At 68.5% G+C, this 25,067-nt stretch carries 21 protein-coding genes; 15 read left to right on the forward strand and 6 right to left on the reverse strand.

What is annotated here, in order from left to right; translation table 11 throughout:
* The first annotated feature begins 10 nt into the window (after positions 1-10).
* From KXZ72_RS10920 to KXZ72_RS10955, 8 genes are all read left to right on the forward strand, one after another.
* Positions 11-298, forward strand: a complete 288-nt coding sequence (locus tag KXZ72_RS10920; RefSeq protein WP_226080961.1) for an acyl carrier protein — start codon at positions 11-13, stop codon at positions 296-298.
* A complete protein-coding gene (fabZ, locus tag KXZ72_RS10925) occupies positions 295-741 on the forward strand; it encodes a 3-hydroxyacyl-ACP dehydratase FabZ (RefSeq protein WP_226080962.1) in 447 nt (148 codons plus the stop codon). Before KXZ72_RS10920 ends, fabZ begins: the two co-directional genes overlap by 4 nt.
* Positions 742-749: 8 nt before the next feature.
* The gene (locus tag KXZ72_RS10930) at positions 750-2,858 is read left to right on the forward strand and encodes a GNAT family N-acetyltransferase (RefSeq protein ID WP_226080963.1); all 2,109 of its coding nucleotides are present in this window, start codon (positions 750-752) and stop codon (positions 2,856-2,858) included.
* 16 nt (positions 2,859-2,874) lie between these two features.
* Positions 2,875-3,867 (forward strand): aminomethyltransferase family protein, encoded by a 993-nt coding sequence (locus KXZ72_RS10935; protein WP_226080964.1) that lies wholly within the window; start codon positions 2,875-2,877, stop codon positions 3,865-3,867.
* A gap of 9 nt (positions 3,868-3,876) precedes the next feature.
* Positions 3,877-6,285 carry a beta-ketoacyl-[acyl-carrier-protein] synthase family protein gene (locus KXZ72_RS10940; protein ID WP_226080965.1) on the forward strand — a complete coding sequence of 803 codons (2,409 nt, stop codon included), beginning with the start codon at positions 3,877-3,879 and terminating at the stop codon, positions 6,283-6,285.
* 14 nt (positions 6,286-6,299) lie between these two features.
* Positions 6,300-6,857 (forward strand): 4'-phosphopantetheinyl transferase family protein, encoded by a 558-nt coding sequence (locus KXZ72_RS10945; RefSeq protein WP_226080966.1) that lies wholly within the window; start codon positions 6,300-6,302, stop codon positions 6,855-6,857.
* 9 nt (positions 6,858-6,866) lie between these two features.
* Positions 6,867-8,264 carry a MocR-like transcription factor YczR gene (gene yczR / locus KXZ72_RS10950; RefSeq protein WP_226080967.1) on the forward strand — a complete coding sequence of 466 codons (1,398 nt, stop codon included), beginning with the start codon at positions 6,867-6,869 and terminating at the stop codon, positions 8,262-8,264.
* A gap of 146 nt (positions 8,265-8,410) precedes the next feature.
* Entirely contained in the window at positions 8,411-11,698 is a 3,288-nt protein-coding gene (locus KXZ72_RS10955) for an efflux RND transporter permease subunit (RefSeq protein ID WP_226080968.1), read from the forward strand.
* A 204-nt stretch (positions 11,699-11,902) separates the two neighbouring features.
* On the opposite strand, the gene KXZ72_RS10960 is transcribed toward KXZ72_RS10955, so the two are convergent.
* The 3 genes from KXZ72_RS10960 to KXZ72_RS10970 all read right to left on the reverse strand — a co-directional run bounded on the left by KXZ72_RS10960 (position 11,903) and on the right by KXZ72_RS10970 (position 13,791).
* The gene (locus tag KXZ72_RS10960) at positions 11,903-12,655 is read right to left on the reverse strand and encodes a DedA family protein (RefSeq protein ID WP_226080969.1); all 753 of its coding nucleotides are present in this window, start codon (positions 12,653-12,655) and stop codon (positions 11,903-11,905) included.
* Between the two features lie 142 nt (positions 12,656-12,797).
* On the reverse strand, positions 12,798-13,385 hold the full coding sequence (locus KXZ72_RS10965) for an antibiotic biosynthesis monooxygenase (protein ID WP_226080970.1): 588 nt from the start codon (positions 13,383-13,385) through the stop codon (positions 12,798-12,800).
* 142 nt (positions 13,386-13,527) lie between these two features.
* Positions 13,528-13,791 carry a GlsB/YeaQ/YmgE family stress response membrane protein gene (locus tag KXZ72_RS10970; protein ID WP_226080971.1) on the reverse strand — a complete coding sequence of 88 codons (264 nt, stop codon included), beginning with the start codon at positions 13,789-13,791 and terminating at the stop codon, positions 13,528-13,530.
* A gap of 411 nt (positions 13,792-14,202) precedes the next feature.
* Here KXZ72_RS10970 and KXZ72_RS10975 point away from each other — a divergent pair, with 411 nt between their 5' ends.
* From KXZ72_RS10975 to KXZ72_RS10985, 3 genes are all read left to right on the forward strand, one after another.
* Positions 14,203-16,506 carry a DEAD/DEAH box helicase gene (locus KXZ72_RS10975; RefSeq protein WP_226080972.1) on the forward strand — a complete coding sequence of 768 codons (2,304 nt, stop codon included), beginning with the start codon at positions 14,203-14,205 and terminating at the stop codon, positions 16,504-16,506.
* Between the two features lie 175 nt (positions 16,507-16,681).
* A complete protein-coding gene (locus tag KXZ72_RS10980; protein WP_226080973.1) occupies positions 16,682-16,939 on the forward strand; it encodes a hypothetical protein in 258 nt (85 codons plus the stop codon).
* 215 nt (positions 16,940-17,154) lie between these two features.
* Positions 17,155-17,676, forward strand: a complete 522-nt coding sequence (locus KXZ72_RS10985; RefSeq protein ID WP_226080974.1) for an HNH endonuclease — start codon at positions 17,155-17,157, stop codon at positions 17,674-17,676.
* On the opposite strand, the gene KXZ72_RS10990 is transcribed toward KXZ72_RS10985, so the two are convergent.
* The 3 genes from KXZ72_RS10990 to KXZ72_RS11000 are packed head-to-tail and all read right to left on the reverse strand — an operon-like array spanning position 17,673 to position 20,803.
* Positions 17,673-18,503, reverse strand: coding sequence for an energy-coupling factor transporter transmembrane component T (locus KXZ72_RS10990; protein WP_226080975.1), 831 nt, complete (start codon positions 18,501-18,503; stop codon positions 17,673-17,675). The two genes, KXZ72_RS10985 and KXZ72_RS10990, sit on opposite strands and share 4 nt — an antisense overlap.
* On the reverse strand, positions 18,500-20,200 hold the full coding sequence (locus KXZ72_RS10995) for an ABC transporter ATP-binding protein (protein ID WP_226080976.1): 1,701 nt from the start codon (positions 20,198-20,200) through the stop codon (positions 18,500-18,502). The genes KXZ72_RS10990 and KXZ72_RS10995 overlap by 4 nt, the downstream gene beginning before the upstream one ends.
* 6 nt (positions 20,201-20,206) lie before the next feature.
* Positions 20,207-20,803: an ECF transporter S component gene (locus tag KXZ72_RS11000; RefSeq protein WP_226080977.1), complete on the reverse strand. Its 597-nt coding sequence runs from the start codon at positions 20,801-20,803 to the stop codon at positions 20,207-20,209.
* 190 nt (positions 20,804-20,993) lie between these two features.
* On the opposite strand from KXZ72_RS11000, the gene KXZ72_RS11005 reads away from it, so the two are divergent.
* From KXZ72_RS11005 to recQ, 4 genes are all read left to right on the forward strand, one after another.
* Complete coding sequence (locus KXZ72_RS11005; protein ID WP_226080978.1) at positions 20,994-21,587, forward strand: hypothetical protein; 594 nt, start codon at positions 20,994-20,996, stop codon at positions 21,585-21,587.
* A 134-nt stretch (positions 21,588-21,721) separates the two neighbouring features.
* On the forward strand, positions 21,722-22,423 hold the full coding sequence (locus tag KXZ72_RS11010) for a YcnI family copper-binding membrane protein (protein ID WP_226080979.1): 702 nt from the start codon (positions 21,722-21,724) through the stop codon (positions 22,421-22,423).
* The gene (locus tag KXZ72_RS11015) at positions 22,420-23,133 is read left to right on the forward strand and encodes a copper resistance CopC family protein (RefSeq protein WP_226080980.1); all 714 of its coding nucleotides are present in this window, start codon (positions 22,420-22,422) and stop codon (positions 23,131-23,133) included. The genes KXZ72_RS11010 and KXZ72_RS11015 overlap by 4 nt, the downstream gene beginning before the upstream one ends.
* 99 nt (positions 23,134-23,232) lie before the next feature.
* A complete protein-coding gene (recQ, locus tag KXZ72_RS11020) occupies positions 23,233-25,065 on the forward strand; it encodes a DNA helicase RecQ (protein ID WP_226080981.1) in 1,833 nt (610 codons plus the stop codon).
* The last annotated feature ends 2 nt before the right edge of the window (positions 25,066-25,067 follow it).

Here is a 25,067-nt window from a genome sequence, read left to right on the forward strand (position 1 = left end):
AAAGGAAATCATGACTACCCACGCCCAGATCCTGGAGCGGGCCACCGCCCGCACGCAGCTGAATAGCACCCTGAAGCGCCTGATCGCGGAGGGCCTTGACCTTCCCGTGAGCGGGGACCAGATCGAGGATGACCAGCCGCTCTTTGGCCGCGGACTCGAACTCGACTCGCTGGACACCCTCGAAATCGTCAGCCTCGTGGAGGAGGAGTTTGAGGTGTATATCACCGATGACGAGAAGTTTGTTTTTGGTTCGATTAATAAGATCTGCGACCTGATCGAGCGCGAGCAGGCCAAGTGAGTACCCCCGAAACCCTCGGGGCCGCCGAGCTGATGACCCTCCTGCCGCACCGTCACCCGATGGTGCTGCTGGATGGCGTGACCGAGCTGATCCCCGGAAAATCCGGCATCGGCCTGAAAAATATCACGATCTCCGATCCGGTATTCCAGGGCCATTTCCCCGGGGAACCCATCTACCCCGGCGTGTTTATGATCGAGGCCGCCGCGCAGCTATGCGGCATCATCCTCTCCCGCGATAGCGCCCAGACCGAGCCGCGCATCGGCTATCTGGCCGCGGTGAAGAAGTTCCGCTTCAGCGAGCTCGTGCGCCCGGGCGATAGCCTGCGCATCTCCGCGACCCGAGGCTCCGGCTTCGGGGCGCTCACCGATTTTGCCGTGGAGCTGCGCAACGGGTCCACCGTGGTGGCCTCGGGCAACGTGGTCATCGCCCTCGGGGACGCCTAAACCCGATCATGTCTCTCCAGATCCTTCCCTATGACCCGGCGCTGCACGGCGCCGGTGTGGCGGCGCTGTTTAACCGGCTCCGCTATGCGGCCGCGGCCAGCGGTGTCCCGCTCGACGCGCGCTCGCTGAACGCGGTGCTTGACGAGCGCGGAACCACCATCTTTTTGGTGGCCGTGCAGGAGAACACCGTCGTGGGAACCATCGGATTTTTTGCGGTCTCCGGCCGCCGGGTGGCCCCGGCGGGCGAGCTGTTTTGTGGCATGTTCCTGATCGATCCGGCGCATCGCACCGGGCCGCTCGCGGGCAGGCTCTTCCTGGAATCCTTTGAACGGATCGTGGAGATGGGCATTCGCACCCTCCGCCTCGAGGTGGACCCCGTAAACGTGAGGGCCTTCCCCCTCTATCTGCGCGTGGGCTTCCGCGCGCCCGAGGGCACGGAGCCCGATGAGAACGGCTATCTGGAGCTGATCAGCCACCTCCCCGGTGTGGTGATCGACCTGCTGGCCGACCTCGGGGAGGACCCGCGCGGCGGGGACTCCGGGTTCCACTGGCGCACGATGGAACGCGCCCGCTCGGGAACGCTGCATGACGGCGTGACCCGGGAGGGGGGCGAGGACATCGTGGAATACGTGTTTAACGTGGACGACGGCCGGATCCGCGTGCGCGTGGACCTGGCCAGCGGCAGGCCGCGCGGCACCCTCGTGAACGAGGAGCCGTGGGTGCGCCCCGCCGCACGCGAGCCCGGGGAAACCGGAACGCTGCCGCGGCGCGTGGTCTCGGCCGCGGTGGGGGATTTCCTGGTATCCGTGGACGAGGCAGGGACGCTGCGCGTGGAACACCCGCAGCACCTCGGCCCGCTGCTAACCGAACACTTCCCCGTCTCCCCCGTGCGCCGTTATGGTGCGCGCCGCCCCGAGCGGCTCCGGGTCACCACCCTGCTGACAGCCTCCGGCTGGCACAGCAGTGTGCCCGCCCGGGACGATAGCCCCGCCGTTTCCCGCGAGCTGACCGTGGACGAGGACGGGCTGCGCCTGAGCGTGGATGCCGGGGCGGGCAATCGCGTGGCCGTGGTGCCCTGGAACGGAATGCGCCGCGCCTATGTGGAGCACTGCGGGGTGCGCGGCACCGAGGTGCACGCCGTGGCCCGCGGCCACTGGCCGGCCGAGGTGATGGGTTATGAGGCGGCGCTGGAGAGCGAACCCGCCCGCGGAGCCACCACCACCTGGATCGAGCCGCGGCTGGGGCTCGAGGTGGGCATCACCTGGTATACCGACGGCGAACTGCGTTTTGAGGGCGGAAGCCTGCCCCTGAATATTTCCCCCGGCGGCCGGGTGGACTATCGCATCTCGCTGCGTTCGGTGGGGGCCGCCGAACCGCTGCCGCCGATATATACCCAGGAGCGGGCCGAGGCCCCGGTCTGGACGCCACACCGGCGCGGCTGCGCCGAGGTGCACGAGGCCGCGGGGCACGGCGAGGGCGAGGCCCTCTGGGTTGTGCCCGAGCTCGGGGTGGTGAACTGGGAAACCGGTGGCCGCCGCGTGCTCGCCTCCTCCTTCCCCGCACCGCGCTCGATCGGGGCGGTGCCCGATGGCCGCGCGGGCCTCTGGGTCAGCGTGCAGGGCCCGCGCGAGCATCCCGAGCAGGGGGTCGAATGGGGGGTGGGTCGCCGCCTTCCGCCCCTGGATATCGCCGATACCGGCCCCGATGAGGGGTGGTCGCTGACCCGGATCGGCCCCGATCTGACGCGGCTGCGGCTCGATGTGCGGGTACCACCCTCGCGCTCCGATCGGGAACTCGCGGTGCATATCGCGCCGGCCGGCGCGGGCACCGTGCGCCTGGGCGGCAGCCCGGGGGAACCCGAGCAGGTATTTTCCCGCGAGGGCGCCCACCCGTGGCGGGCCACGGCCCGCGCCGCCCGCTTTGATGACGCGAGCGGACACACCCTACAACTGCGGTCCGTCTCCGATGAGACCGATGAAATCCTGGTGCGCGCGCATCCCAAATGGGTCCTCGCCTCACTCGTGCATCGCGTTCCGCGCGGGCAACCGGGTCTGGCCAGCTGGATCCTCGACGCCGCACCACATCCCGAACTTAACCCTCTTTCCTTCCCACAGTGAATATCTGGAGAACACCATGACGAACACCACCTCCGCGGGCTACCGCAACATTCGTGACACCGCCGCCGCCTACCGTCGCGGGGACGCCGTCCTCGCCCTGGGCGGACCCGATCGCTTCGCCGCGCTGTCCTATCTGCTGGCCAAGCGCACCGAGTTTGCCGAGCCCGGCACCCTCGTGGAATCCGCCGTCCTGAACGCCGAGGGCGGTATCCAGGATGTTGTCCTGGCCCTGATCGGCGAGGACGAGGTGCTCCTCGTCAGCGAGCTGCCCGAGTTTTTTGATGTCCGTGCGGCCCTCGCCGCCGGCGGCTTTAACGATGTGACCTGCACCCCGCGCCCCGATATCGCGCTGGCCGCGATCGAGGGCCCCGCGTCCTGGCGCGCCATCGAGCCGCTGATCGAGCTGGAGGTCTCCAGCCTGCTGCTGAGCGAGTCCACCCCGGCCACCGTGCCCGGCGCCGCCTCGGCCACCGTATATCGCACCGGAACCACCGCCGAATACGGCTATCTGATCGTGACCGAGGGTCTGTCCGCGGAGGCCCTGCTGGCCTGCGCTACGGAGCGTGCGCTCGCGGTGGGTGGCGGCGTGACCGATCGCGCCGCGCTGATCCGCGCGCAGGCCGAGGTGAGCCACCCCGTGGTTCCCGAGCAGTTCACGGGCCTGAATGTGCGCGAGGCGGGGGCCGTCTGGCTCACCTCGCCCGACCGCGATGACGAGTTCCTGGGTTCGGCCGCGCTGGCCGATGTGGCGGCTACCCGCTCGCTGATCGCCGTGCGCGCCACCGGCGCCGAGGTTCCCGCGGGCGCCGAGGTGCGTGCGGGCGAGACCGTGATCGGCACGATCCACCTCGCGCTGCCCGCCGCGGGCGAGGCCGATGGATTTGGCCTGGCCCTCGTGGACCTGCCCTTTAACGTTCCCGGCCTGGACCTGAACGCCGATGGTGTAGCCCTGCGCACCGTATCCCGTCCCGCCGCCGACCCGCGCTCGTGGGTCGAGGCGATCGGTTAGGCCGCGGTCATGCGTATCGTTGTCACCGGGCTGGGCCTGCGCTCGGCCGCGGGTATGAACCTCGCCGAGAGCCGGGAAACCATCTTCGCCGGTGTCTCCAATATTGGGCCCACCGATATTGTGCCCACCGATCAGCTCATCTCCGGCATGTCCGGCCAGGTGCGCGGCATGGTCGAGGAGGGGGAGCCGAGCTCCTCCCGCGGCTATCTGGATCGCTGTAACCGGCTTGCACTCGCGGGTGCCGTGGAGGCGCTTGAGGGCAGCGGCCTGGACCGCGCGAGCCTGGACCCCACCCGGATCGGCCTGTCCGTGGGAACCGCCCTGGGCGGGGCCCGCAGCGGTGAGTCCTTCCACCGGCAGTGGATCGAGGGCGGCCTGCGCCGCGCCAACGGCGGGCTGCTGCGGCAGTATCCGCTGCACGCGGTGGCCGATTTCCTCGCCGCCGAACTGGAACTGAGCGGGCCGCGCAGCGTGCAGTCCAATGCCTGCGCCGCGGGAACCGTGGCCATCGGCTACGGCGTGGAGCTGCTGCTCTCGGGCCAGGCCGATGTGATGGTCGCCGGCGGCGTGGACCCGCTCGCCTATTTCTCCTTCGGCGGATTCTCCTGCCTGGGCGCCCTTGACCCCGAACACTGCGCGCCGTATAGCCGCAGCTCGGGGCTGAACCTCGGCGAGGGATCGGGCTTCCTGATCCTGGAGCGCGAGGAGGACGCCCTCGCCCGCGGCGCGAAGATTCACGCCGTGGTGGCCGGTTATGGCCTGAGCGCCGATGCGCATCACGCAACCGCCCCGGATATCACGGGCCGCGGCGCCGTGCGCGCGATGACCTCGGCCGCCAATATGGCCGGGATCACGCTGGACGATATCGACTATATTAACGGCCACGGCACGGGCACCCCGGCCAATGACGCCGCGGAGACGCGCGTGGCCCGCCAGTTTGTGGAGGGTGCGCTGGGCAATGCCCGGATGCTCCCGATCAGCTCCACCAAGTCGATGGTGGGTCATACGCTCGGCGCCGCCGGGGCCATCGAGGCCGTGATCACGGTGCTCGCGCTGGAAAACGGCGAGCTGCCGCCCACGCGCATCGCCGATCCCGCGGATGTGCCCGCGGACCTGGATATCGTCACCGAGGGTCGCCCCGCGGATATCCGGAACGCATTCTCCAACTCCTTCGCCTTCGGCGGTAATAACGCCTCGCTGCTGTTGCAGCGCTATCGCCCGCTCGAGGAGCCCTCCGCGCCGATCGAGGATATCCCGGTGGTCATCACCGGAATCGGCGCGATTGCCGGAAGCGCCGCGACCACCGAGGACGTGCGCGAGGCCCTGAGTAGCGCCACCCCCGCCTATGGCGAGATGACCGTGGACGTGGAGGAATACGGCCACCTGCCCGTGGCCGAGATCCCCGAGGGCAACCTGAAGCGCGGCATTAACCCCGCGCAGCTGCGCCGCATGGACACGCTGGGTCGCCGCGCCGCGGTGGCCACCGCGCAGCTCATCCGCGAGCGCGGGCTCACCCGCGAGCAGCTCGCCGAGACCGGGCTGATTTTTGCCACGGGTATCGGCCCGCTGTCCACCGTGGAGGCCTTTGAGCGCGACCTGATCCTCAACGGCACGGGTAATACCCGCCTCTTCCCCAATACCGTGATGAACGCGGCGGGCGGACACGTGGCGCTGCTGAATAAGATCCAGGGCCCCACGGCCACGATCTGCTGCGGCAATACCGGGGGAATCACCGCGCTGCACTTCGCCGAGAGCCTGATCCGTCGCGGCCGCGCCGAGCGCATCATCGTGCTCTCGGCCGATGAGGCCCCGCGCGCGATGCTCGCCGGTTATGCCCGCATCCCGGGCTATCTGGCGCGCAGCGTCTCGGCACCGTTCACCGGCCAGGGCCGCCTGATCGGCGGGGCCGCCGTGGCGATCCTGCTTGAGCGCGAGGACCTCGTGGAGCCGGACGCCGTGCGCGGCCGCATCTCGGGTTATGGCCTGACCGGGGATACCAGCGGTCACGGCCGGATCGCGCAGGACCCGACCGGCTGGTCGCGCTCCTTTGAGCTGGGCATGGCCGAGGCCGGGATCACCCCGGAAGCGGTGGATGTGGTCATCGCCTCGGCCTGTGGCCTGCCCAAGATCGACGATGTGGAATCCGCCGCGCTCACCCGCGCCGGGCTCGGCGATCGCCCCCTGCTGGCCCCCAAGGGCATCGTGGGCGATGCCGGTGCCTCGGCCGGGCTGCTGGGTGTGGCCCAGGCGATCTGGATGGCCGAGGAGGGACGCATTCACGGCAACGCCGGCGAACGCGGCACCGCCCCCGAGGGCTTCCTGGGTGCCGAGGGTCGCGCGGGCTCCGTGCATAACACCCTCGTGTCCAGCTATGAGGTGGGTGGCAGCTTCCAGTCGGTACTGGTCTCCACCCCCTGAGCCGCGGGGTCCCGGTGATTGACCTCTGGGTCTGGTCCGCGGGGGCGGGCGGGCGCGATGATTTCTCGCGTCCCCGCTCGCCCTCGGGCCGGGCCGGGCTGCGCCGGATCGCGGCGGCCGAGCCGTGCGCGGGCGGCAGCGGCGGCTGCGTGATTGCCGCTGCCCCGTATCGCTGTGAGCGCTGCGGGGATCGCTGGTCGGTCTCGCATACCGGCGCCATGATCGCCGTGGCGCGCGCCGCACTCCCCGTCGGGGTGGATATCGAAACGCGGCGCGAGCGGCCCGCGGCCTTTGCCCTATTACAGAGGCTCACGGGAACCCGGGTGCGCGATATCGAGCGTTGGACGCAGTGCGAGGCGCTGCTCAAGGCCCGCGGGCAGGCCCATCGCCGCCCGGGCCCGGGGGATCTGCCGCTGCTGCCCGAGTGGGTGCCCGGCTGGCAGCCCTCCTCCGATCGGGCATGGTGGGTGCATACCGATCCCGGTGCCGAGCTGATCGTCTCGGTCGCGGTGGCCTCCGGCGCGGGCCCGGCCCCCCGGCTGCGCCTTCGGGGGATGCCCGTCCCTGATTAGGATGGCACTATGAATGATCCCGCGCTCCCCGCCCGCACCCTCGCGGTGCTGCTCGGGGAATGGCGCGGCTCCGGCATCGCCTATCGCGCGCTGGCCGACCGGATTCGGCTGCTGATCCTCGATGGCCGGGTTCCCTCGGGCACCCGGCTCCCGGCCGAGCGCGAACTCGCCGAGCGGCTTCACCTCAGCCGCGCCACGATCAGCGCGGCCTATCGGGACCTGCGCGAGCGCGGCGTCCTGGAATCGGTGCGCGGCTCGGGCAGCGTGGCCCGCATCAACCCCGCGCGGCTCGCGCGCGAACCCGGCGGCCGCCCGGTGCTGCTGGACCTCGCGCGCGCCTCGCTTCCCGCGGCCCCGCAGCTGCCCGAGGCCGCGCTCGCCGCGGCGCGGGCCCTGCCGCGCTATTTGGACGCCGATTCGGACCCGGTGGGTCTGCCCGAGCTGCGCGCCGCGATAGCCGCGCGCTATGTGGCCGCGGGCCTGCCCACCAAACCCGATCAGATCATGGTGACCGTGGGCGCCCAGCATGCCATCGGTATGGTCACCCGGCTGCTGCTCGCGCGCGGCGACCGGGCGCTGATTGAACACCCCAGCTATCCCTATGCGCACGATACGATGCGCTCGCTCGGCGCGCGCGTGGTGGCCGTGCCGGTCACCGCCGAGGAGGGCTGGGATACCGCGGAGTTTGTGCGCACGCTGGAGCGCACAAGCCCCGCGCTGGCCTATCTGATGCCCGATTTTCATAATCCCACCGGCGCGAGCATGTCGCGCGAGACGCGGCAGGCAGTATGCGCCGCCTCGGCCCGGCAGGGCACGGTACTGCTGATCGACGAGACCACCGCCGAGCTGAATATTGACCGCCCGGAACCGCCGCGCCCGTTTGCCGTGGATAACCTCTCCGGGGCCGAGATCATCACGGTGGGCACCGTGGGAAAAACCGTTTGGGGCGGAATCCGGCTGGGCTGGGTGCGCGCCGAGGCCGGGACCATCCGCCGCCTCGTGGCCGCGCGCTCGCGCTCGGACCTGGGCACCTCGATCCTGGAACAGCTCACGGTGCTGGAACTCTTCCGCGATTATGACGCGATTATCGCGCTGCGCGGCCGCCAGCTCGGTGATACCCGCGATGCCGTGGAATCCTTCCTGCCCGAGTGGCTTCCCGAGTGGAGCGTGCCGCATGTTCACGGCGGGCTGGCGATCTGGGTGGGCCTGGGCCGCCCCGAGAGTTCCCGGCTCACGCTCGCCGCGCGCCGGCATGGGCTGCTGCTCTCGGCGGGCCCCCGGTTTGGCGCGGACGGCGCCTTTGAGCGCTTCCTGCGGATCCCCATCACCTCCCCGCGCGAGGTCACGGAGACCGCGCTGCGCGCGCTCGCGGCCAGCTGGCGGGACCTGGAGGAGGGCGCGTCCTAGCGGGCCCCACCACATCGCATAACACGCCGAAGCCCAATCCCGGTCGGATAGCGCTCGTATTTCGACGTGACATGGAAGAATGGCCGACAGGCAACGTTTTTTCGCGGGGCCCACCCGCCCCGCGATACCAACACTCAGGGAGAACCGTGCATCAGCTCGCCGTGCTCAGCATGAAAAACCGTGCGCTCATTGCCCTCATCACGGTGGTGGCCGCGCTCTTCGGCGGGCTCGCCATGACCTCCCTGAAGCAGGAGCTCGCGCCGAGCGTGCAATTCCCGCAGCTGGTGATCCTCACGAGCTATCCCGGCGCGGCACCCGAGGTCGTGAATAACGACCTCTCCACGCCGATCGAGACGGCCATTCAGGGCGTCCCCGGCCTCGAGAGCACCGCAACCACCTCCAATACCAATGTCTCGATGGTCACGGCGAAGTTCCGCTATGGCACCGATCTGGCCACCGCCGAACAGAAGATCACGCAGGCCGTAAACCGGATTAAGTCCTCGCTGCCCGATAACAGCGATCCGCAGGTGATCTCCGGGAGCTTTGATGACCTGCCCGTGATCCAGATCTCCGCGACCGGCGGGGGCAGCGCCGATGAGCTGGCCAACCTCCTGCGCCGCGATGCCGTGCCCGATCTCTCCGATCTGGAGGGCGTGCGCGAGGCGGCCCTGGTGGGCGCCCCGCAGCAGCGCATCACGATCACCCCGAACCCCGAGGCGCTCGCCGCCCAGGGCCTGAGCCTGGCGATCTTCGCCGATACCCTGAAACAAAACGGTGTGCTGCTGCCCGCGGGTGAGATCACCGAGGGTGACCACACGTTCTCGGTGCAGGCCGGAAGCCAGCTCGGCAGCGTGGAGGATATCCAGGCGCTGCCCGTGGTGGCCACCACCCCCACCGATCCCGCGGCCCCCGTGGTCACGCTTGGCAGCCTCGCAACCGTGGTGCAGGGCAATGATCCCACCACGTCGATCTCGCGCGTGGACGGCAAGGATGCCATCACGATCGCCGTGACCAAAACCCCCGATGCCAATACCGTGGCGGTATCGCAGGCAGTGCGCGATCTGCTGCCCCAGATCGAAAAGAACCTCGGCTCCGGCGTGAGCCTCACCGTGGTCTTTGACCAGGCACCGTTTATCGAGCAGTCCATCGAGGCGCTGTCCACCGAGGGCCTGCTGGGCCTGGTCTTTGCGGTCCTGGTGATCCTGCTGTTCCTGATGGATGTGCGGGCCACGCTGGTCACGGCCATCTCGATCCCCACCTCGGTACTGATCACGTTTATTGGCCTGCAGGTCTCGGGCTATACCCTCAATATTTTGACGCTCGGCGCGCTGACGATTGCAATCGGCCGGGTCGTGGACGACTCGATCGTGGTGATTGAAAATATTAAGCGCCACCTCCAGGCCGCCACCGATCGGTCACCGGCGGGCCGCGTGATCTCGATCCTCACCGCCGTGCGCGAGGTGGCCGGGGCCATCACCGCCTCCACGATCACCACGGTTGCGGTCTTCCTCCCGCTGGCATTTGTGGGCGATATGACCGGGGAGCTCTTCCGGCCGTTTGCGCTGACCGTGACGATTGCGCTGCTCGCCTCGCTGCTGGTGGCGCTGACCATCGTGCCGGTGCTCGCCTATTGGTTCCTGCGGGTGAAGGATAAAAAACCCGCCGAGCCCGCGGCGGTCCCGGCGGCCCCCGAGCCCGTCGTGGCCGCCGTGGCCGCGGAGGCCCCGGCCCCGCAGATCGTCAGCGAACGCTATACCCGCCCGCTGAATACGCGGCCCGCGGACCCGATCCTCACCGATACCGGGGCACTCGCGGTGGTCGGCGGCACCCGGCGTTCGCGCCGCGCCGGGGGCGAACTGCCCGATGAGCTGGATACCCCCACGCGCATGCAGCGCGCGTATCTGCCGATCATCGACTGGACGCTGCGCCACTCCGCGGCCACGCTGCTGATCGCGGTCCTGGTGCTCGGCGGCACGCTCGCGCTGGTGCCGTTTATGAAAACCAATTTCCTCGGCGCCTCGGGCCAGAACACGCTCAGCATCAGCCAGACGCTTGAGCAGGGTGCGAGCCTCGCGGCCCAGGATGCCGCGGCCAAGAAGGTCGAGGAGACCCTGCGCGGGATCGACGGCATCGAGACCGTGCAGGCCTCGATCGGGTCCAGCGGCAGCGCGCTCGCCGATGCCTTTAGCGGCGGCGGCTCGGGCCAGATCAGCTATTCGATCACAACGGATGAATCGGCCGATCAGGAGGCGCTGCAGGACACTGTGCGCAAGCGCCTGGACGACCTCAAGGATGTGGGTGAGATCACCCTGGCCTCAAGCTCCGGTTTTGGCGCCTCAAGCGATGTGATCGTGCGCGTGCAGGCCCCGACCTCCGCCGAGCTGACCGAGGCCACCACGGCCATCCACCGCGCGATGGAGAAGCTCGACGGGGTATCCCAGGTGGAGGACTCGCTGGCCGAGTCGCGCCCCTATATCCAGGTGAAGGTTGACCGGGATGCCGCGGCGCGTGCCGGATATTCCGAGGTGGCGCTGGGCGGTCTTGTGGCCCAGGCGATGCGCCCCGGCCAGATCGGTTCCGTGGCGATTAACGAGACCAACCTGAATATCTATCTGGCCAGCGATAACCCGCCGGCCACCCTCGCCGAGGTGCGGGAGATCACCGTTCCCACGCTCACCGGGCCCGTGCGCCTGGATCAGCTGGCCAGCGTGGAGCAGGCCGATGGGCCGGCCAGCATCAGCACCGTGAAGGGCCAGCGCTCGGCAAATGTCACGGTCACCCCCGCGGGCGATGACCTGTCCCAGGTGAGCGCGGAGGTGCAGCAGGCGATCACCGATACCGCGGTGCCCGCGGCCGCAAACGTGACCCTGGGCGGCGTGAGCGCCGATCAGGCCACGGCCTTCCGCCAGCTGGGGCTCGCGATGCTCGCGGCAATCCTGATCGTATATATCGTGATGGTGGCCACGTTCCGCTCGCTGCGTCAGCCGCTGCTGCTGCTGGTCTCGGTGCCGTTTGCGGCCACGGGTGCGATTGGCCTGCAGGTGGCCACGGGTGTTCCGCTCGGGGTGCCCTCGCTGATCGGTGTGCTGATGCTGGTGGGAATCGTGGTGACCAATGCGATTGTGCTGGTGGACCTCGTGAACCAGTATCGGGCCCGCGGCATGGACGTGATCTCGGCCGTGCGGCACGGGTCGGCGCGACGGTTGCGCCCGATCCTGATGACCGCGCTCGCCACGATCTTTGCCCTGATCCCGATGGCGCTGGGCATCACCGGCCACGGCGGCTTTATCTCGCAGCCCCTCGCGATCGTGGTGATCGGCGGCCTGATCTCCTCCACCGTACTCACCCTGATCGTCCTGCCCTCGCTCTATAACCTCGTGGAGGGTGCGCGCGAGCGGCGCGAGGCGAAACGGGCGGCGAAGGCCGCGGCCTAGCCGCGATCCGGGCGGGCCCGGGGAAGACCACTACGGTCTTTCCCGTTCCCGTTCCCGTTTCCGGGTGGGGTGGTATCGGCCGGGGGAGTCCGGCGCGGTCTTTCCGGTGCCTGTCTCGTTCCTGTTTCTGGGCGGGCCGCTATCGGCTGGGGGAGATCGGCGCGGTCTTTTCGGTGCCTGTCCCGTTCCGTTTCCAGGCGGGCGCTATCGGCGCAGGGGCTCCAGCTCGCCCGTATCGGCGGTATTTTCCACCCGCAGCTCCGCGCCGAGGGCAGCGATCTCGCGGTCGCGGATCTCCCGCGCCGTGGCCGCGTCCCCGGGGGCCCGGGTGGGTGCGGTCCCGGCCCGCTCGACGCGGCGGCGCCGGAGCGCGCGGCGGCCGCGGCCGATCAGGTCGATGATCACGCCCAGAATCAGGGCGAGGGCGATGCCGATCGCCGCGCCAAAGAGGGGATTGCCGGCGGTGAGGTGCCCGGCCAGCACGCCGATGAGCACCGCATGGGCCGACCAGAGCGCGCCCGCGACCAGGCTCAGCCCGGCGAAGCGGCGCGCGGGAAACCCGGTGGCGCCCGCGGTCATATTAATCGCGAGCCGCCCCACGGGAATATAGCGTCCGCCGAGCACCAGCAGCGTGCCGCGGCGGGCCAGCCCGCGCCGCGCAAAGTCCAGCGCGGCCGCGACCCGCGCACCGCGCATCCAGGCGAAGCGTTCGGTGCCCACCCGGCGACCCAGCGCAAAGGCGATATTATCGCCCGCGGCCGCGCCGAGGGCCCCCGCGAGCAGGAGCAGCCAGAGATTGGGGGAGCCCGAGCTCATCGCGATCGCGGCCACCGCCACGAGCACGGTCTCGCCGGGAATCGGCGGGAAGAATCCGTCCACGAGCACCATGCCCAGGACGATCAGATAGATCCACGGCGAGGTGGCCACGGCCAGGATGGCATCGGTGAGGAACTGCATAGGGTGGAGCCAATCGTTCGGCGGGGGCGTGCTGCGTCCCATAATCCACGTTAGGCACGCGCCGCGGGCCCGGCATCCCTCGCCCGGCTATACCCCTCACCCCACAGGATGACGTCTGTCCTGCCTCCGGGAGGAGGCCCCGCTATTTCCGCGGCTGCCGCGGCGGGCGCTGCAACCAGGGCCGCAGAATCCGGGTCACGGTGGGCAGGCCCCAGTACGCCATGATCGGCGTGAGCACAAGCGTGCTTGCCAGGACCCGCGGCGCGGTTCCCCAGTCCTCCCAGCCCGGGATCAGCCATACCGCGAGCAGCGTGAACGCGAGGTTAAGCGGGAAAAAGCCCACCCAGATACTCACCGCCTGTTTCCAGCGCGGCGGCACGATCACGGTGGCGATGGTGTCCTCCGCCGCGACGCTGATCGGCGTATCAAACCAGCCCTCGATGCCCGTGCGGCGCTCGGTGCGATCCTCGTGCGCAAACTCGCTTCCCGTGCCCAACCACCAGCGGCGCTCGGGGGAGTTTTCCCAGGCATCGAGCGTGGTGGCATCGCTAAAGCGGTAGAGCATATGCCAGCGTGTGGCATCCTCCCCCGAGCGCACCCAGCCGGAGCCGAGAAAGCCCGGGTATTTATTTGCAAGATTAATTCCCGCCTGGATCCAGACGGTGGCCTCGTCGAGCCGCGCGGGGTCTACCGTGCGCTCGATGGAGACCGTAATGGCATTGTGTCCCATACCTCTAGTGTGCGTCATGACCGGCCGCGGCGCCTCCCGACACCCATCGGCCGCGCCGCGCGGGGGAATAGAAACCGCCTCCCCGTTCCGTGGAACGGGGAGGCGGCGGGCGGGGCCTGGGCCCGGGCCGGAGGAGGAGGCGCTAGGCCTTCTTGCGTCCGGTGATTGCCCCGAAGATGGCGAGGACCACAATCGATCCCACGATCGCGAGGACCCAGCTACCCAGGTCCCAGAACGCGTCTACCTTTGCCCCGAAGAGGAGGCTGCCGATCCATCCACCCACAACCGCTCCGATGACTCCCAGAATCAGGGTGGAGAACCACCCGCCGTTCTGGCGTCCGGGAAGAATGGCCTTCGCGATGGATCCGGCGATCAGACCCAAAATAAGGAAAGCGATGAAATTCATGTTTCTACCTCCTGCTGTATGGCTCTTTGATGTCGCGGCATTCCGGATGGAATACCGTCGATGGGAAATTAGGCTAGCGTCTGTTATCCACCGGGCGCTAGTCCCCCGCGAAAGAAACGCGGTTGACCGGGGATTTATGTTCGGTTAACGGCATATGACGGCGCGCGGGAAAAAAGAAAACGTGACTTATGCGATGTGGTGGAGTATCGTATGTAGGTCGGCTCTAGACACCGCGGATTGTAACCGCGGAAGGGTTTGTAAGTCTGGTGGGCCGGTTTTGTACACGAATACGCGTGTACAGATTCACACGATGTGAAAACGGTCCCGGCCAAAAGACGCCCGGGTATCAGAGTGCCGCGCCTTTCGCGAGCGCTCACTGTTTCATGCATGAGATAACCCGGAAAATTAATAATGCCTAAAAATAAGAACTCCGCCGGCGGACGTCCGGCCAAGAACTACGATCCCAGCTACGGCAAGCGCCCCGCCAAGGGTGGCCCCAAGGCCGGCAGCCGCAGCCCCGGACACCGCGGATTCCGCGAGGAGCCCGAGGGCGGCCCCCGCAAGGCCCGCTGGAACGCCGATGAGCGCACCGCCGGTTCGCGCTATTCGGCCGAGGCTCGTTCCGAGCGCTCGCCCCAGGGTTTTGACCGCGATGACCGTTCGCCGCGTGGCGCCGGTCGCGATGCCCGTGGCGGTTTTGACCGCAACGACCGCGGTCCCCGTAAATTTGATCGTGACGACCGGGCTCCCCGCTCGTTTGATCGCAACGATCGTCCCGCCCGTGGCGGCGATGATCGTGCGCCGCGCAGCTTTGATCGTAATGATCGTGGCCCGGCCCGTTCCTTTGACCGCAACGAGCGTCCCGCGCGTTCGTTTGACCGCGATGACCGCGGTCCCCGCAAGTTTGATCGTGACGACCGCGCCCCGCGCAAATTTGATCGCGACGACCGGGCTCCCCGCTCGTTTGACCGCAATGATCGTGGCCCGGCCCGTTCCTTTGATCGTAACGAGCGTCCCGCGCGTTCGTTTGATCGCGATGACCGCGGTCCCCGCAAGTTCGATCGTGACGACCGGGCTCCCCGTTCGTTTGATCGTAACGAGCGTCCCGCCCGTGGCGGCGATGATCGTGCGCCGCGCAGCTTTGATCGTAATGATCGTGGCCCGGCCCGCTCCTTTGATCGCAACGAGCGCCCCGCGCGTTCGTTTGACCGCGACGACCGCGCCCCGCGCAAGTTCGATCGCGACGACCGTGCTCCCCGCTCGTTTGACCGCAACGAGCGCCCCGCGCGTTCGTTTGACCGCGACGACCGCGCCCCCCGTAAGTTTGACCGCGACGACCGTGCTCCCCGCTCGTTTGACCGCGGCGAGCGTCCGGCCCGTAAATTTGATCGTGATGAGCGCCCCGCGCGCAGCTCCAGCATGTACCCCGCCAAGTCCGGTGGCTTCGCGCCGCAGGATGACGTGGTGCTGGAGCGCCTCGAGGCCGACGCGATCCAGGCCGTGGACGTCGAGGGCGTAACCTTCGGCGACCTGGGCCTCGGCGGCAATATCGTGACCGCCCTCGCCGAGCTGGGTGCCCCCAGCCCCTTCCCGATCCAGGCCGCGACCATCCCGGACGTGCTGTCCGGGAAGGACGTGCTGGGCCGCGGTCGCACCGGCTCGGGTAAGACCATTGCCTTTGGTGCCCCCCTCGTGGAGCGCCTGATGGAGAACAGCGGTGGCAAGAACCGTCGCCCGGGCCGCAAGCCCCGCGCGCTGATCCTCGCCCCGACCCGTGAGCTCGCGCTGCAGATCGACCGCACCGTGCAGCCCATCGCCCGCTCCGTGGGCCTGTTCACCACCCAGATTTATGGTGGAGTTCCCCAGCACCGCCAGGTGGGTGCGCTGCAGCGCGGCGTGGACATCATCGTGGGTACCCCGGGACGCATGGAGGACCTGATTAACCAGGGCCGCCTCGACCTGTCCGAGGTCTCGATCATCGTCCTCGACGAGGCCGACCACATGTGCGACCTGGGCTTCCTGGAGCCCGTGCAGCGCATCATCCGGCAGACCGCCGATGACAGCCAGAAGCTGCTGTTCTCGGCCACGCTGGATAAGGGTGTGGCGATGCTTGTGAACGAGTTCCTGGATAAGCCCGCCGTGCACGAGGTGGCCGGCGAGGACCAGGCGTCCTCGACCATCGACCACCGCGTGCTTGTGGTGGAGCACCGCGATAAGGATCGCATGATCGAGCAGCTCGCCGACCGCGAGGGCAAGACCCTGATCTTCTCGCGCACCCGCGCCTATGCCGAGCGCCTCACCGATCAGCTGGAGGACGCGGGAATCCGCGCCGTCGCGCTGCACGGAGACCTCAACCAGGCCCGCCGTACCCGCAACCTGCAGCAGCTGACAAGCGGCCGCGTGAACGTTCTGGTCGCCACCGATGTGGCCGCCCGCGGAATCCACGTGGACGATATTGATCTGGTTGTTCAGGCGGATGCGCCGGATGAGTATAAGACCTATACCCACCGTGCGGGTCGTACAGGTCGTGCGGGCAAGGAGGGAATCGTGGTCACCCTGATTCCCCGCTCGCGTCGCCGCCGCATGGAGGAGCTGCTCGGCCGCGCCGAGATCGAGGCCGAGTTTGTGGATGCCCGCCTCGGCGATGACATCATCGAGGAGCTGGCCGGCCGCCAGGCCCCGATCGGCAAGCTCGACGGCACCGACCGCCGCTAGCCGCCCTACAGAGAACCGCCCGTCACCTTCCGGTGGCGGGCGGTTTTTTAGTGCCCCGGATATGCAGCATCCTTTCCGTTCGCTCGGATAGGGTGCCTAAAAATCTTGAGGTCATCGGGTGCCGCGGCCCGCGCTCCGCTGTATCCGTGACGGGATGTTCCGAGAGGGGGAGCCTATGATTCGGAAGAATCGCCGAAGCACCGAGACCGCCGGGATCCTCGGGGTCGTGGTGACGACTATCGCCCTGGCGGCACTTCCCCTGGCCCTGGGCGTGAGCATCATCCGGCTGGTTCCGGTGTGGGGCGAGCCACGCACCCCGTTCTCCTGGTGGTCGCTGCTGCATTTCCTCTGGATCTATGCTCTGCTCTGCGTTCTGATCAGCGTCCTGGAACGGTCGAGCCGGCGGCTATTTCCGGGAAAATCTCGCGCATAAAGCCTCCTCGAGGACGCCATCACACTCCTCGTTCTCACGGCGCTGTATCACGTGTTTTTTGAGAGGCTGTCGGGGGCGCTGGCGGCGGCCCTGCTGTCGTTTTTCTTCTATTATCTGGCCCGCCCGCTGATCCTGCCGCGCGAAAATTAGCCCGCAAGGCCACACGCGGGTATGGTGCATCCGTTTTCGGGGCGCACGTCCACGGGCGGAATCGAGTGAGGATCGGCCGCGGAATCATCGAGAGTATCAACGAGGACGAACGCTCGGTTTTGGTGAGCTTTATCGATGGCAGCATCCCCGATCCGCCCCTCACGGGTGAGCCCCTCCGCGATGAATCCATCATGCGGGAGGATATTCGGCGAAGACTCCAATCGGTGATCGCGCGTCCCCACCAGCTGCGCTTCGCGAACGCGGTTTTTGCCCGCTATGGCCGGCGCTGCGCGGTATGCCCCCTCACGCAGCGGGAGCTGCTTGACGCCGCCCATATCCGGGCCAAGAGCGATCGGGGGAGCGATAGCCCCGGAAACGGCCTGCCCCTGTGCGCGAATCATCACCGCGCTTTTGATCGCGGGTTATGGGCCATCCGTCCCGAGGATCATCGATTGGTCGCGGCGGCGGGCACGGAACTGGGCCGGCTGGGCATCGCCGAGCACTCGCTGCTCCACGGCCGCCCGCAGCCCGCGGCCGCCGCAATCGCGGCACAGTGGGCAGCCTTTTCGCGGGCGCAGAGGGGCTAGCCCACCCGCGCGGAGGCGAGCACGACCGCGGCGGTGAATGCCCAGAAGCCCAGCATGAAGGCCCAGTCGCGGGTGCGGAACGGGATGCGATAGCGCTCGGTGCGGGTGGGATGCGCGCCGAAGGCCCGGGCGTCCATCGCGAGCGATACCCGCTCGGCATGCCGGATCGCGCCCGCCATGAGCGGCACCACATAGCCGCTGGAGCGGCGGATCGTGGCGATAGGTCCGCGCCCCGGGCTCATGCCGCGCACCCGGTGTGCCTGCCGGATGGTCTCCAGCTCATGCCCAAAGCGCGGCACAAAACGATAGGCGGCGAGCGCGGTATAGCCGATGCGATACGGCATTCGTAGCTGCTGAATACTCGCCCGCACCAGATCCGGCCCGGTGCTGCTGAGCCCGCCGATCAGCGCGAGGCCAAACAGGGAGGCCAGCCGCAGCGACGTGGTGAAGCCCGTGGTCAGCTGCCCCACGGTCAGCTCAAACGCCCCGAGGGCCAGCGCCACCTCGGGCTGCCCGGCGCGCACCGCATCCGTCCATACCGAAAAGCTCAGCCCGAAGACCAGCACAAAAAGCGGCAGACCCAGCGTGAGGGTGAGCAGGGAGGAACGCCGCCAGCGCAGCCCCGTGAGCATCAGTAGCGCACAGAGCGCAATAAAACACACGGGCGTGAACATGTTTTTGGACAGCAGCGCGCAGATCATCGCGGGTGCCGGACCAAAGATCTTGGCCAGGGGATTCAGTCGGTAGAGGTAGTGGCGGGCGCCCGCGCGCTCGGCCTGAATATCGGCCCTATAGGCGTCAAAGGCCGGCGCCGCACCGCGGCTCATGCGCGCGCCTCCGGCAGCTCGCTCAGGCGCGTCACCGAGTTCCACGCTGGATGATTTTTGAGATCGCGCATCGCCCGGGCAAGCGGCGGCAGGCGCAGCCCGGCCGAGAGGATCAGCTCCTCATCGCTGAGAATATCGTCCGTCTCGCCGAAGCCCACGAGTTCGCCCCCGCTCATCACGGCCACATGGCTGGCATAATCGGCGACCAGCTGCAGGTCATGGGAGACCACCAGCACCGTGGTGCCGGCCTCGTTGAGCTCGCGCAACAGCCCAAGCAGCTCGTGTGCGCGCGCCTGATCCTGGCCAAAGGTGGGCTCGTCCAGCGCGAGGATCGGGGCGCCCGTGACCAGCGCGGTACCCACCGAGAGCCGCCGCTTTTGCCCGCCGGAGAGCAGGAACGGATGCCGCTCGCGCTCGCCGACCAGCCCAAAGCGCTGCAGCATATCCTGCACGCGGGCCTCCACGATGGGCTCCTCGATTCCGCGCAGCCGCAGGCCGTGTGCGAGCTCATCGCCCACGGTATAGGTCACAAACTGGTTTTCCGGATTTTGGAAAACAAAACCGATCCGGGAGGTCAGGGTGCGCACGTCCATGCGGGCCGGGTCCAGCCCGCCCAGGGCGATCTTGCCGCGCGGCGGGCGCACCACCCCGGCAATGGCCTGCACCAGGGTGGTCTTTCCGGCGCCATTGGTGCCCACCACGGCCAGGAAGGAACCCGGGTTCAGCGTGAGGTTCACCCCGCGTAGGATCGATACCCGGTTGCGGATGATTTCCAGATCCCGCACCGTGATCAGCGCGGCATCCCAGACGCCGCGCCCGGTCTCGGGGGCGGGCAGCCGCTCGGGCAGCTCCACGGCATCTAGCGCCGCGGTGAGTTCCCGCGGGGTCAGCGGCAGCGGATCCAGCACCACCCCGGCCCGCGCGAGCCGGAGCGCGGCCAGCGAGGATACCGGAAGCCAGACGCCCAGCCGGTCCAGTTCCTCGGCATGGGTCACCAGGATTTCGCGGGCGGGGCCCAGCAGGATTTGCCGCCCCTCGCGGTCCAGCACCAGCACCCGATCCACGAGGTCCATCGCGGGATCCAGATTATGTTCAATCAGCACCACCGAGCGGTCGCCGCGGGAGACCACGCCGGCCAGCACCCGATAGACCTCCTCGATACCGGCGGGGTCCAGGTTTGCGGTGGGCTCGTCGAGCACCAGCACGGGGGAGCGCATCGCGAGCGCACACGCGATCGCGAGGCGCTGCCGGCCGCCGCCGGAGAGCCGGTCGGGATTATCGCCGCGGCGCTCCCAGAGCCCCACCTCGCGCAGGGCCTGCTCGGCGCGCGCGAGGACCTCCTCCGCGGGCAGCCCCAGATTCTCGGGGCCAAAACACACCTCGTCGAGCGCGGTGCCGGTGATCATCTGGGTATCGGGATCCTGGAATACCATCGCGACGTGCTCGCTCAGCCGCGCCACCGAGGAACCCACGGTGCGCAGCCCGCCCACGTGTACCTCGCCCTGCAGCCGCGCCGAGACCGCGTGGGGCACCAGGCCGTTCAGGGCCAGCGCGAGCGTGGACTTGCCCGATCCGCTGGGGCCGAGGATCAGCAGCACCTCGCCCGGGATCAGGTCGAAGCTCACGCCATCCGGGGTGAAGCCCGGGTTATCCTCGTGGCCGATGCGCACATCGGTGAGGGAGAGGGGGAAATCCACCGTTCCCTAGGCGAGTGCCACGCGCAGCGCGGCACCCCCGCGCGGCCGGCGACGGTCCACGGGATACTGAATGCCGCGCACCACGCCGGTGCGGTCGATGCCGCCGGCGATCTGGCGCGCAAGCCAGGTAAAGAAAACGGGGGAGAGGACATAAACGGCCACCGAGATTACCTGCGCCACGGGCCCAAAATGGGTCGTGCCCAGCGCAAGCGACATGATCACGGCGATCACCACGCCGCCAAAGAGGGCGCTGCTGTAATACAGCCAGGCCGCCCAATAGCGATAGCGGCCGAGGGCAAACGGAAGCTCCTGAATCAGCCCGATCAGCAGGCCCGTGCCGATATGGCGGGCATATTGTGTGGGGTCCAGGGCCGCGCTCGTGAGGCCCGCGATCAGGCCGGTCAGGATGGCCACACCCGGGCGGCGCAGCAGCCACTGCGCGATTACGCCGGGGAAAAAATACAGGCCCAGCAGGAAGCCATAAAGCACCGGGACAAAACCCAACACCACAACATGCATATAGCCGGCCACCGCGAGGGGGATTCCCGCCCCCACGCCGATCGCGGCGCAAGTGAGCAGGAGCCGGGTATTGGTTTTGTGCATGATGCGAGCCATTCACTTCCGCAGAGAGAACCCCGATAAATAACAGGTCAACTCTAATTTACCCGAGGGTGCGCGATCCGCATAATAAGGGAACCCGCGCGCATGGGTGGCTGTCGGCCCCGGTGCGGCGCCCGCGCGGGGGGTGAAGTACGCTAGAGACACCACCACAGAGGCGAGACCCAAGATCACGATGGACAGTAGGCGCACCCGGGCGTTACGCGGCACGATCGCGGCGTTTTTGGCGACCTTCCTCGCGGCCCTCTCGCACGGGGTGGCCGGGGCGTGTGAGATCTCGCCCGTGGCGCTGCTCCTGGCGCTGATTTCGGCCACGTTCATCTGCGTGGCACTCTCCGGCAACGGCCTCTCGCGGGTGCGGATCGCGCTCGCGGTGATCGCCAGCCAGGGCCTCTATCACGTGCTTTTCCTCGCGATTCCCGCCGGGGGAGCCAGCGTGGTGGGGACCCCCGCGCACCACGGACCGGTGCAGCTGATCGGCACCGGCACGGGCGTCATCAACCATAATTCCCCCGCGATGTGGGCCGCACACGCGCTCGCCGCGGTGGCCACCACCGCCGCACTGATCTTCGGCGAGCGCGCCGTGCGCACCCTGGTGCGGCTGCTGGCGCTGCTGCTGCGGGCCGCGCACCTGATCGCGCCGCTGCGCCGCAGCTGGCCCGTGCCGATCCCCGCGTCCGTGCGGCGGATTCCCGCCCGCACGTGTGCCGCCCTCGCCGATTCGCTCTCGCGCCGCGGCCCGCCCGCGCCGGCCGCACTGCCCGCCTAGTCCGCGGTTCCCCCGGGGTGCCTCCGCCGCACCCCCGCTGCCGGTGATACCGGTATCCGCCGCCCCGTGCCGCGCCCCCTCACGCTCCGGCCCCGCCCGGAGCCCCCCCAGTCTTTCCCCAATAAGGATTTCCCATGCAGAAAAAAACTCCCCTGATCGTTTCCGGCGCCGTGATCGCCGGTGCCCTCCTTGCCCTCGGCGGCCCGCTCGCCGCGAGCGCCCACGTGGGGGTCACCCCCTCGGATACGGCGGCCGGCTCCTATAGCCTGCTCACCTTCTCGGTGCCCCACGGCTGCGATGGTTCCGGCACCACCGCGGTGAGCATCCAGATCCCCGAGGAGATCAACGGCGTGACCCCCACGGTGAACCCCAATTGGACCGTGACCAAGGACATGGTGGACCTGTCCGATCCGATCACCGATGCGCATGGCAACTCGCTGGTGCAGCGCGTGGGCTCGGTCACCTATACCGCCAAGGAGCCCCTGGCCGATGGCTTCCGGGACGCCTTTGAGCTCTCGCTGCAGCTGCCCGATAGCGCGGGCAAGACCCTGGTATTCCCCACGCTGCAGACCTGTGAGACCGGTTCCACCGACTGGTCCGAGATCGCCGCCGAGGGCCAGGACGAGCACGACCTGGCCGCACCCGCCCCGAGCGTGACCATCACCGCCGCGAGCGAGGCCCACGGCGAGCACACGGCCACCCCCGAGGCCGCGCCGGCCGCCGCCGAGCAGGACGTGCTTGCGCGCGTCTTTGGCCTGGGCGGTATCGCCGTGGGTGTGGTGGGAGTGATCGTGGGCACCCTGGGCCTGCGCGCCCGACGGGAGGCCAAGGCATGAGCGCCGCGGTAGTGCGTACCCCCGCGCGGGCCCGCCGCGCGGGTATGGTCCTGGCCGCCGCGGTCCTGGGGCTGGGTGTTTTTGCCGGTGCGCCCGCCGCGCAGGCCCATAACTATGTGGTGAGCACCAATCCGGAGGCCGATTCCACCCTTACGGAACAGCCCGGGAAGATCGCCGTCACCACCAATGACAACCTGCTCAGCACGGGCGAGCAAAACGGCGCCAATGCGATGACCATCACGGGCCCCAACGGCGAGTTTTATGGCGATGGCTGCGTGGCCGTGACCGGTCCCGCGATGATCATGGAGGCCCAGCTGGGTGCGCCCGGCCACTATACGGTGACCTGGCAGGTGGTCTCCACCGATGGCCACCCGGTCTCGGATGAGTTCGGCTTTGAGTGGCAGCCCGCCGCCGATCAGGAACTCGCCGTGGGCGTCCCGCAGCGGCCGATGTGTGGCGTGGCCGCGGGCGGCGAATCGCCGAGCGTCTCCACGCCCGCGGCCACCCCCGGGGAGGACTCCTCCGCGGCACCTTCCACCACGGCCCCCTCGGGGATCACCGCCGACCTGGGCTGGATCCTCGGCGCGATCGGCGTGATCCTCGCCGGTGGCCTCGTGATGCTGGTCCTGCTGCTGCGTCAGCGCCGCCGCGCCGATGTGGAGCGCGAGGCGCGCACGCCGGGGGATACCCCGGGCACTACCGGCGCCTAGCGCGAGCCTCGGGCCGGGCGGGATCGATACCCACGGGATATCGCCCCCGCCCGGCCCGAGCCGCTCCCGGCCCCGGGGATACCGGGTAGCCTTAGACAAATGGAGACCTCGAGCGCACCCACGGCCATCGATATCCTGCAGCGCGTATTTGGGTATGACTCGTTCCGCGGGGATCAGGCGGCCATCGTGGACCGCGTGGTGGCCGGCGGCGATGCCGTGGTGCTGATGCCCACCGGTGGCGGAAAGAGCCTGTGTTATCAGGTGCCCGCCCTGCTGCGCGAGGGCACGGCGATTGTGGTATCGCCCCTGATCGCCCTGATGCAGGACCAGGTGGATGCGCTGCTCGCCGTGGGAGTGCGTGCAGCATTTTTGAACTCCAGCCAGGATGCCGCCGAGCGCGAGCGGGTCGAGCGCGCCTATCTGGACGGTGCACTGGACCTGCTCTATGTTGCCCCCGAGCGGTTGTCCTCGGAGCAGACCAAGCGTTTCCTCGGCAACGGCCATATCTCGCTCTTTGCCATCGATGAGGCGCACTGTGTGGCGCAGTGGGGGCACGATTTCCGGCCCGATTATCTCGCGCTGAGTGAGCTCGCCGATCGCTGGCCCGATGTGCCGCGGATCGCCCTGACAGCCACCGCCACCGAGGCCACCCACCGCGAGATCACCACGCGGCTGCGGATGGAAAACGCCGAACATTTTGTGGCGAGCTTTGACCGGCCCAATATTCAGTACCGGATCGTAAATAAAAACGAGCCGCGCAAGCAGCTGCTGGAGTTTATCCGCGCCGAGGGTGCCGGCCAGGTGGGCATTATTTATGCGCTGAGCCGCAAGACGGTGGAAAAAACCGCCGAGTTTTTGCAGGCCAATGGCGTAAATGCGCTGCCGTATCACGCGGGGCTCGACGCGGGCCTGCGCCAGCGCACCCAGGCGCGCTTCCTGCGCGAGGATAACGTGGTGATCGTGGCCACGATCGCGTTTGGCATGGGCATCGATAAGCCCGATGTGCGTTTTGTGGCCCATATCGATCTGCCCAAGAGCATCGAGGGCTATTACCAGGAGACCGGGCGCGCGGGTCGCGACGGCGAACCGAGCGTCGCGTGGCTCGCCTATGGCCTCGCCGATGTGGTGCAGCAGCGCCGGATGATCGACGAGTCCCCCGGGGATATGGCCCATCGCCGCCGCCTGTCCGCGCACCTCGACGCGATGCTTGCGCTGTGCGAGACCGTGGAGTGCCGCCGCGTGAATCTGCTGACCTATTTTGGTCAGCCCTCGCAGCCCTGCGGCAACTGCGATGTATGCCTGACCCCGCCCCAGGTCTGGGACGGCACGGTGCCCGCGCAGAAGCTCATGAGCACAATTGTGCGCCTGCAGCGCGAACGCAACCAGTCCTTCGGCGCGGGCCAGATCATCGATATTCTGCGCGGCAAGACCACCCCACGCACCACCCAGTGGGGCCATGAGACCCTCGCCACGTGGGGGATCGGCCAGGATCTCAGCGAGCAGCAGTGGCGCGGTGTTGTCCGCCAGCTTCTCGCGCGCGGCCTGCTGCTGACCACGGGCGAATACGGGACGCTGGCGCTCTCCCAGACCAGCCCCGAGGTGCTCTCGGGCGGTCGTACCGTGCCGATGCGCAGCGAACCCGAGCGCTCGAAATCGCGCGGCGGCGGCGGTGCCCGGCGCGCCGCGCATCCCGAGCTGGACCCGCGCGATGCCGGGCTCTTTGAGGCGCTGCGGGCCTGGCGCGCGGCCGAGGCCACCGAGCAGGGGGTGCCCGCCTATATCGTCTTTGGCGATGCCACCCTGCGCCAGGTGGCGGCCGAGCGGCCCACCGAACTCTCCGGGCTGGACGGGGTCACCGGTATCGGTGAGAAAAAACTCGAAAAATACGGTGCGGGCCTGATCGGCGTTGTCACCGGCTATGAAGGCGAATAGGA

The organism is Mycetocola spongiae (assembly GCF_020424085.1).
Taxonomy (GTDB): Bacteria; Actinomycetota; Actinomycetes; order Actinomycetales; family Microbacteriaceae; genus Mycetocola; species Mycetocola spongiae.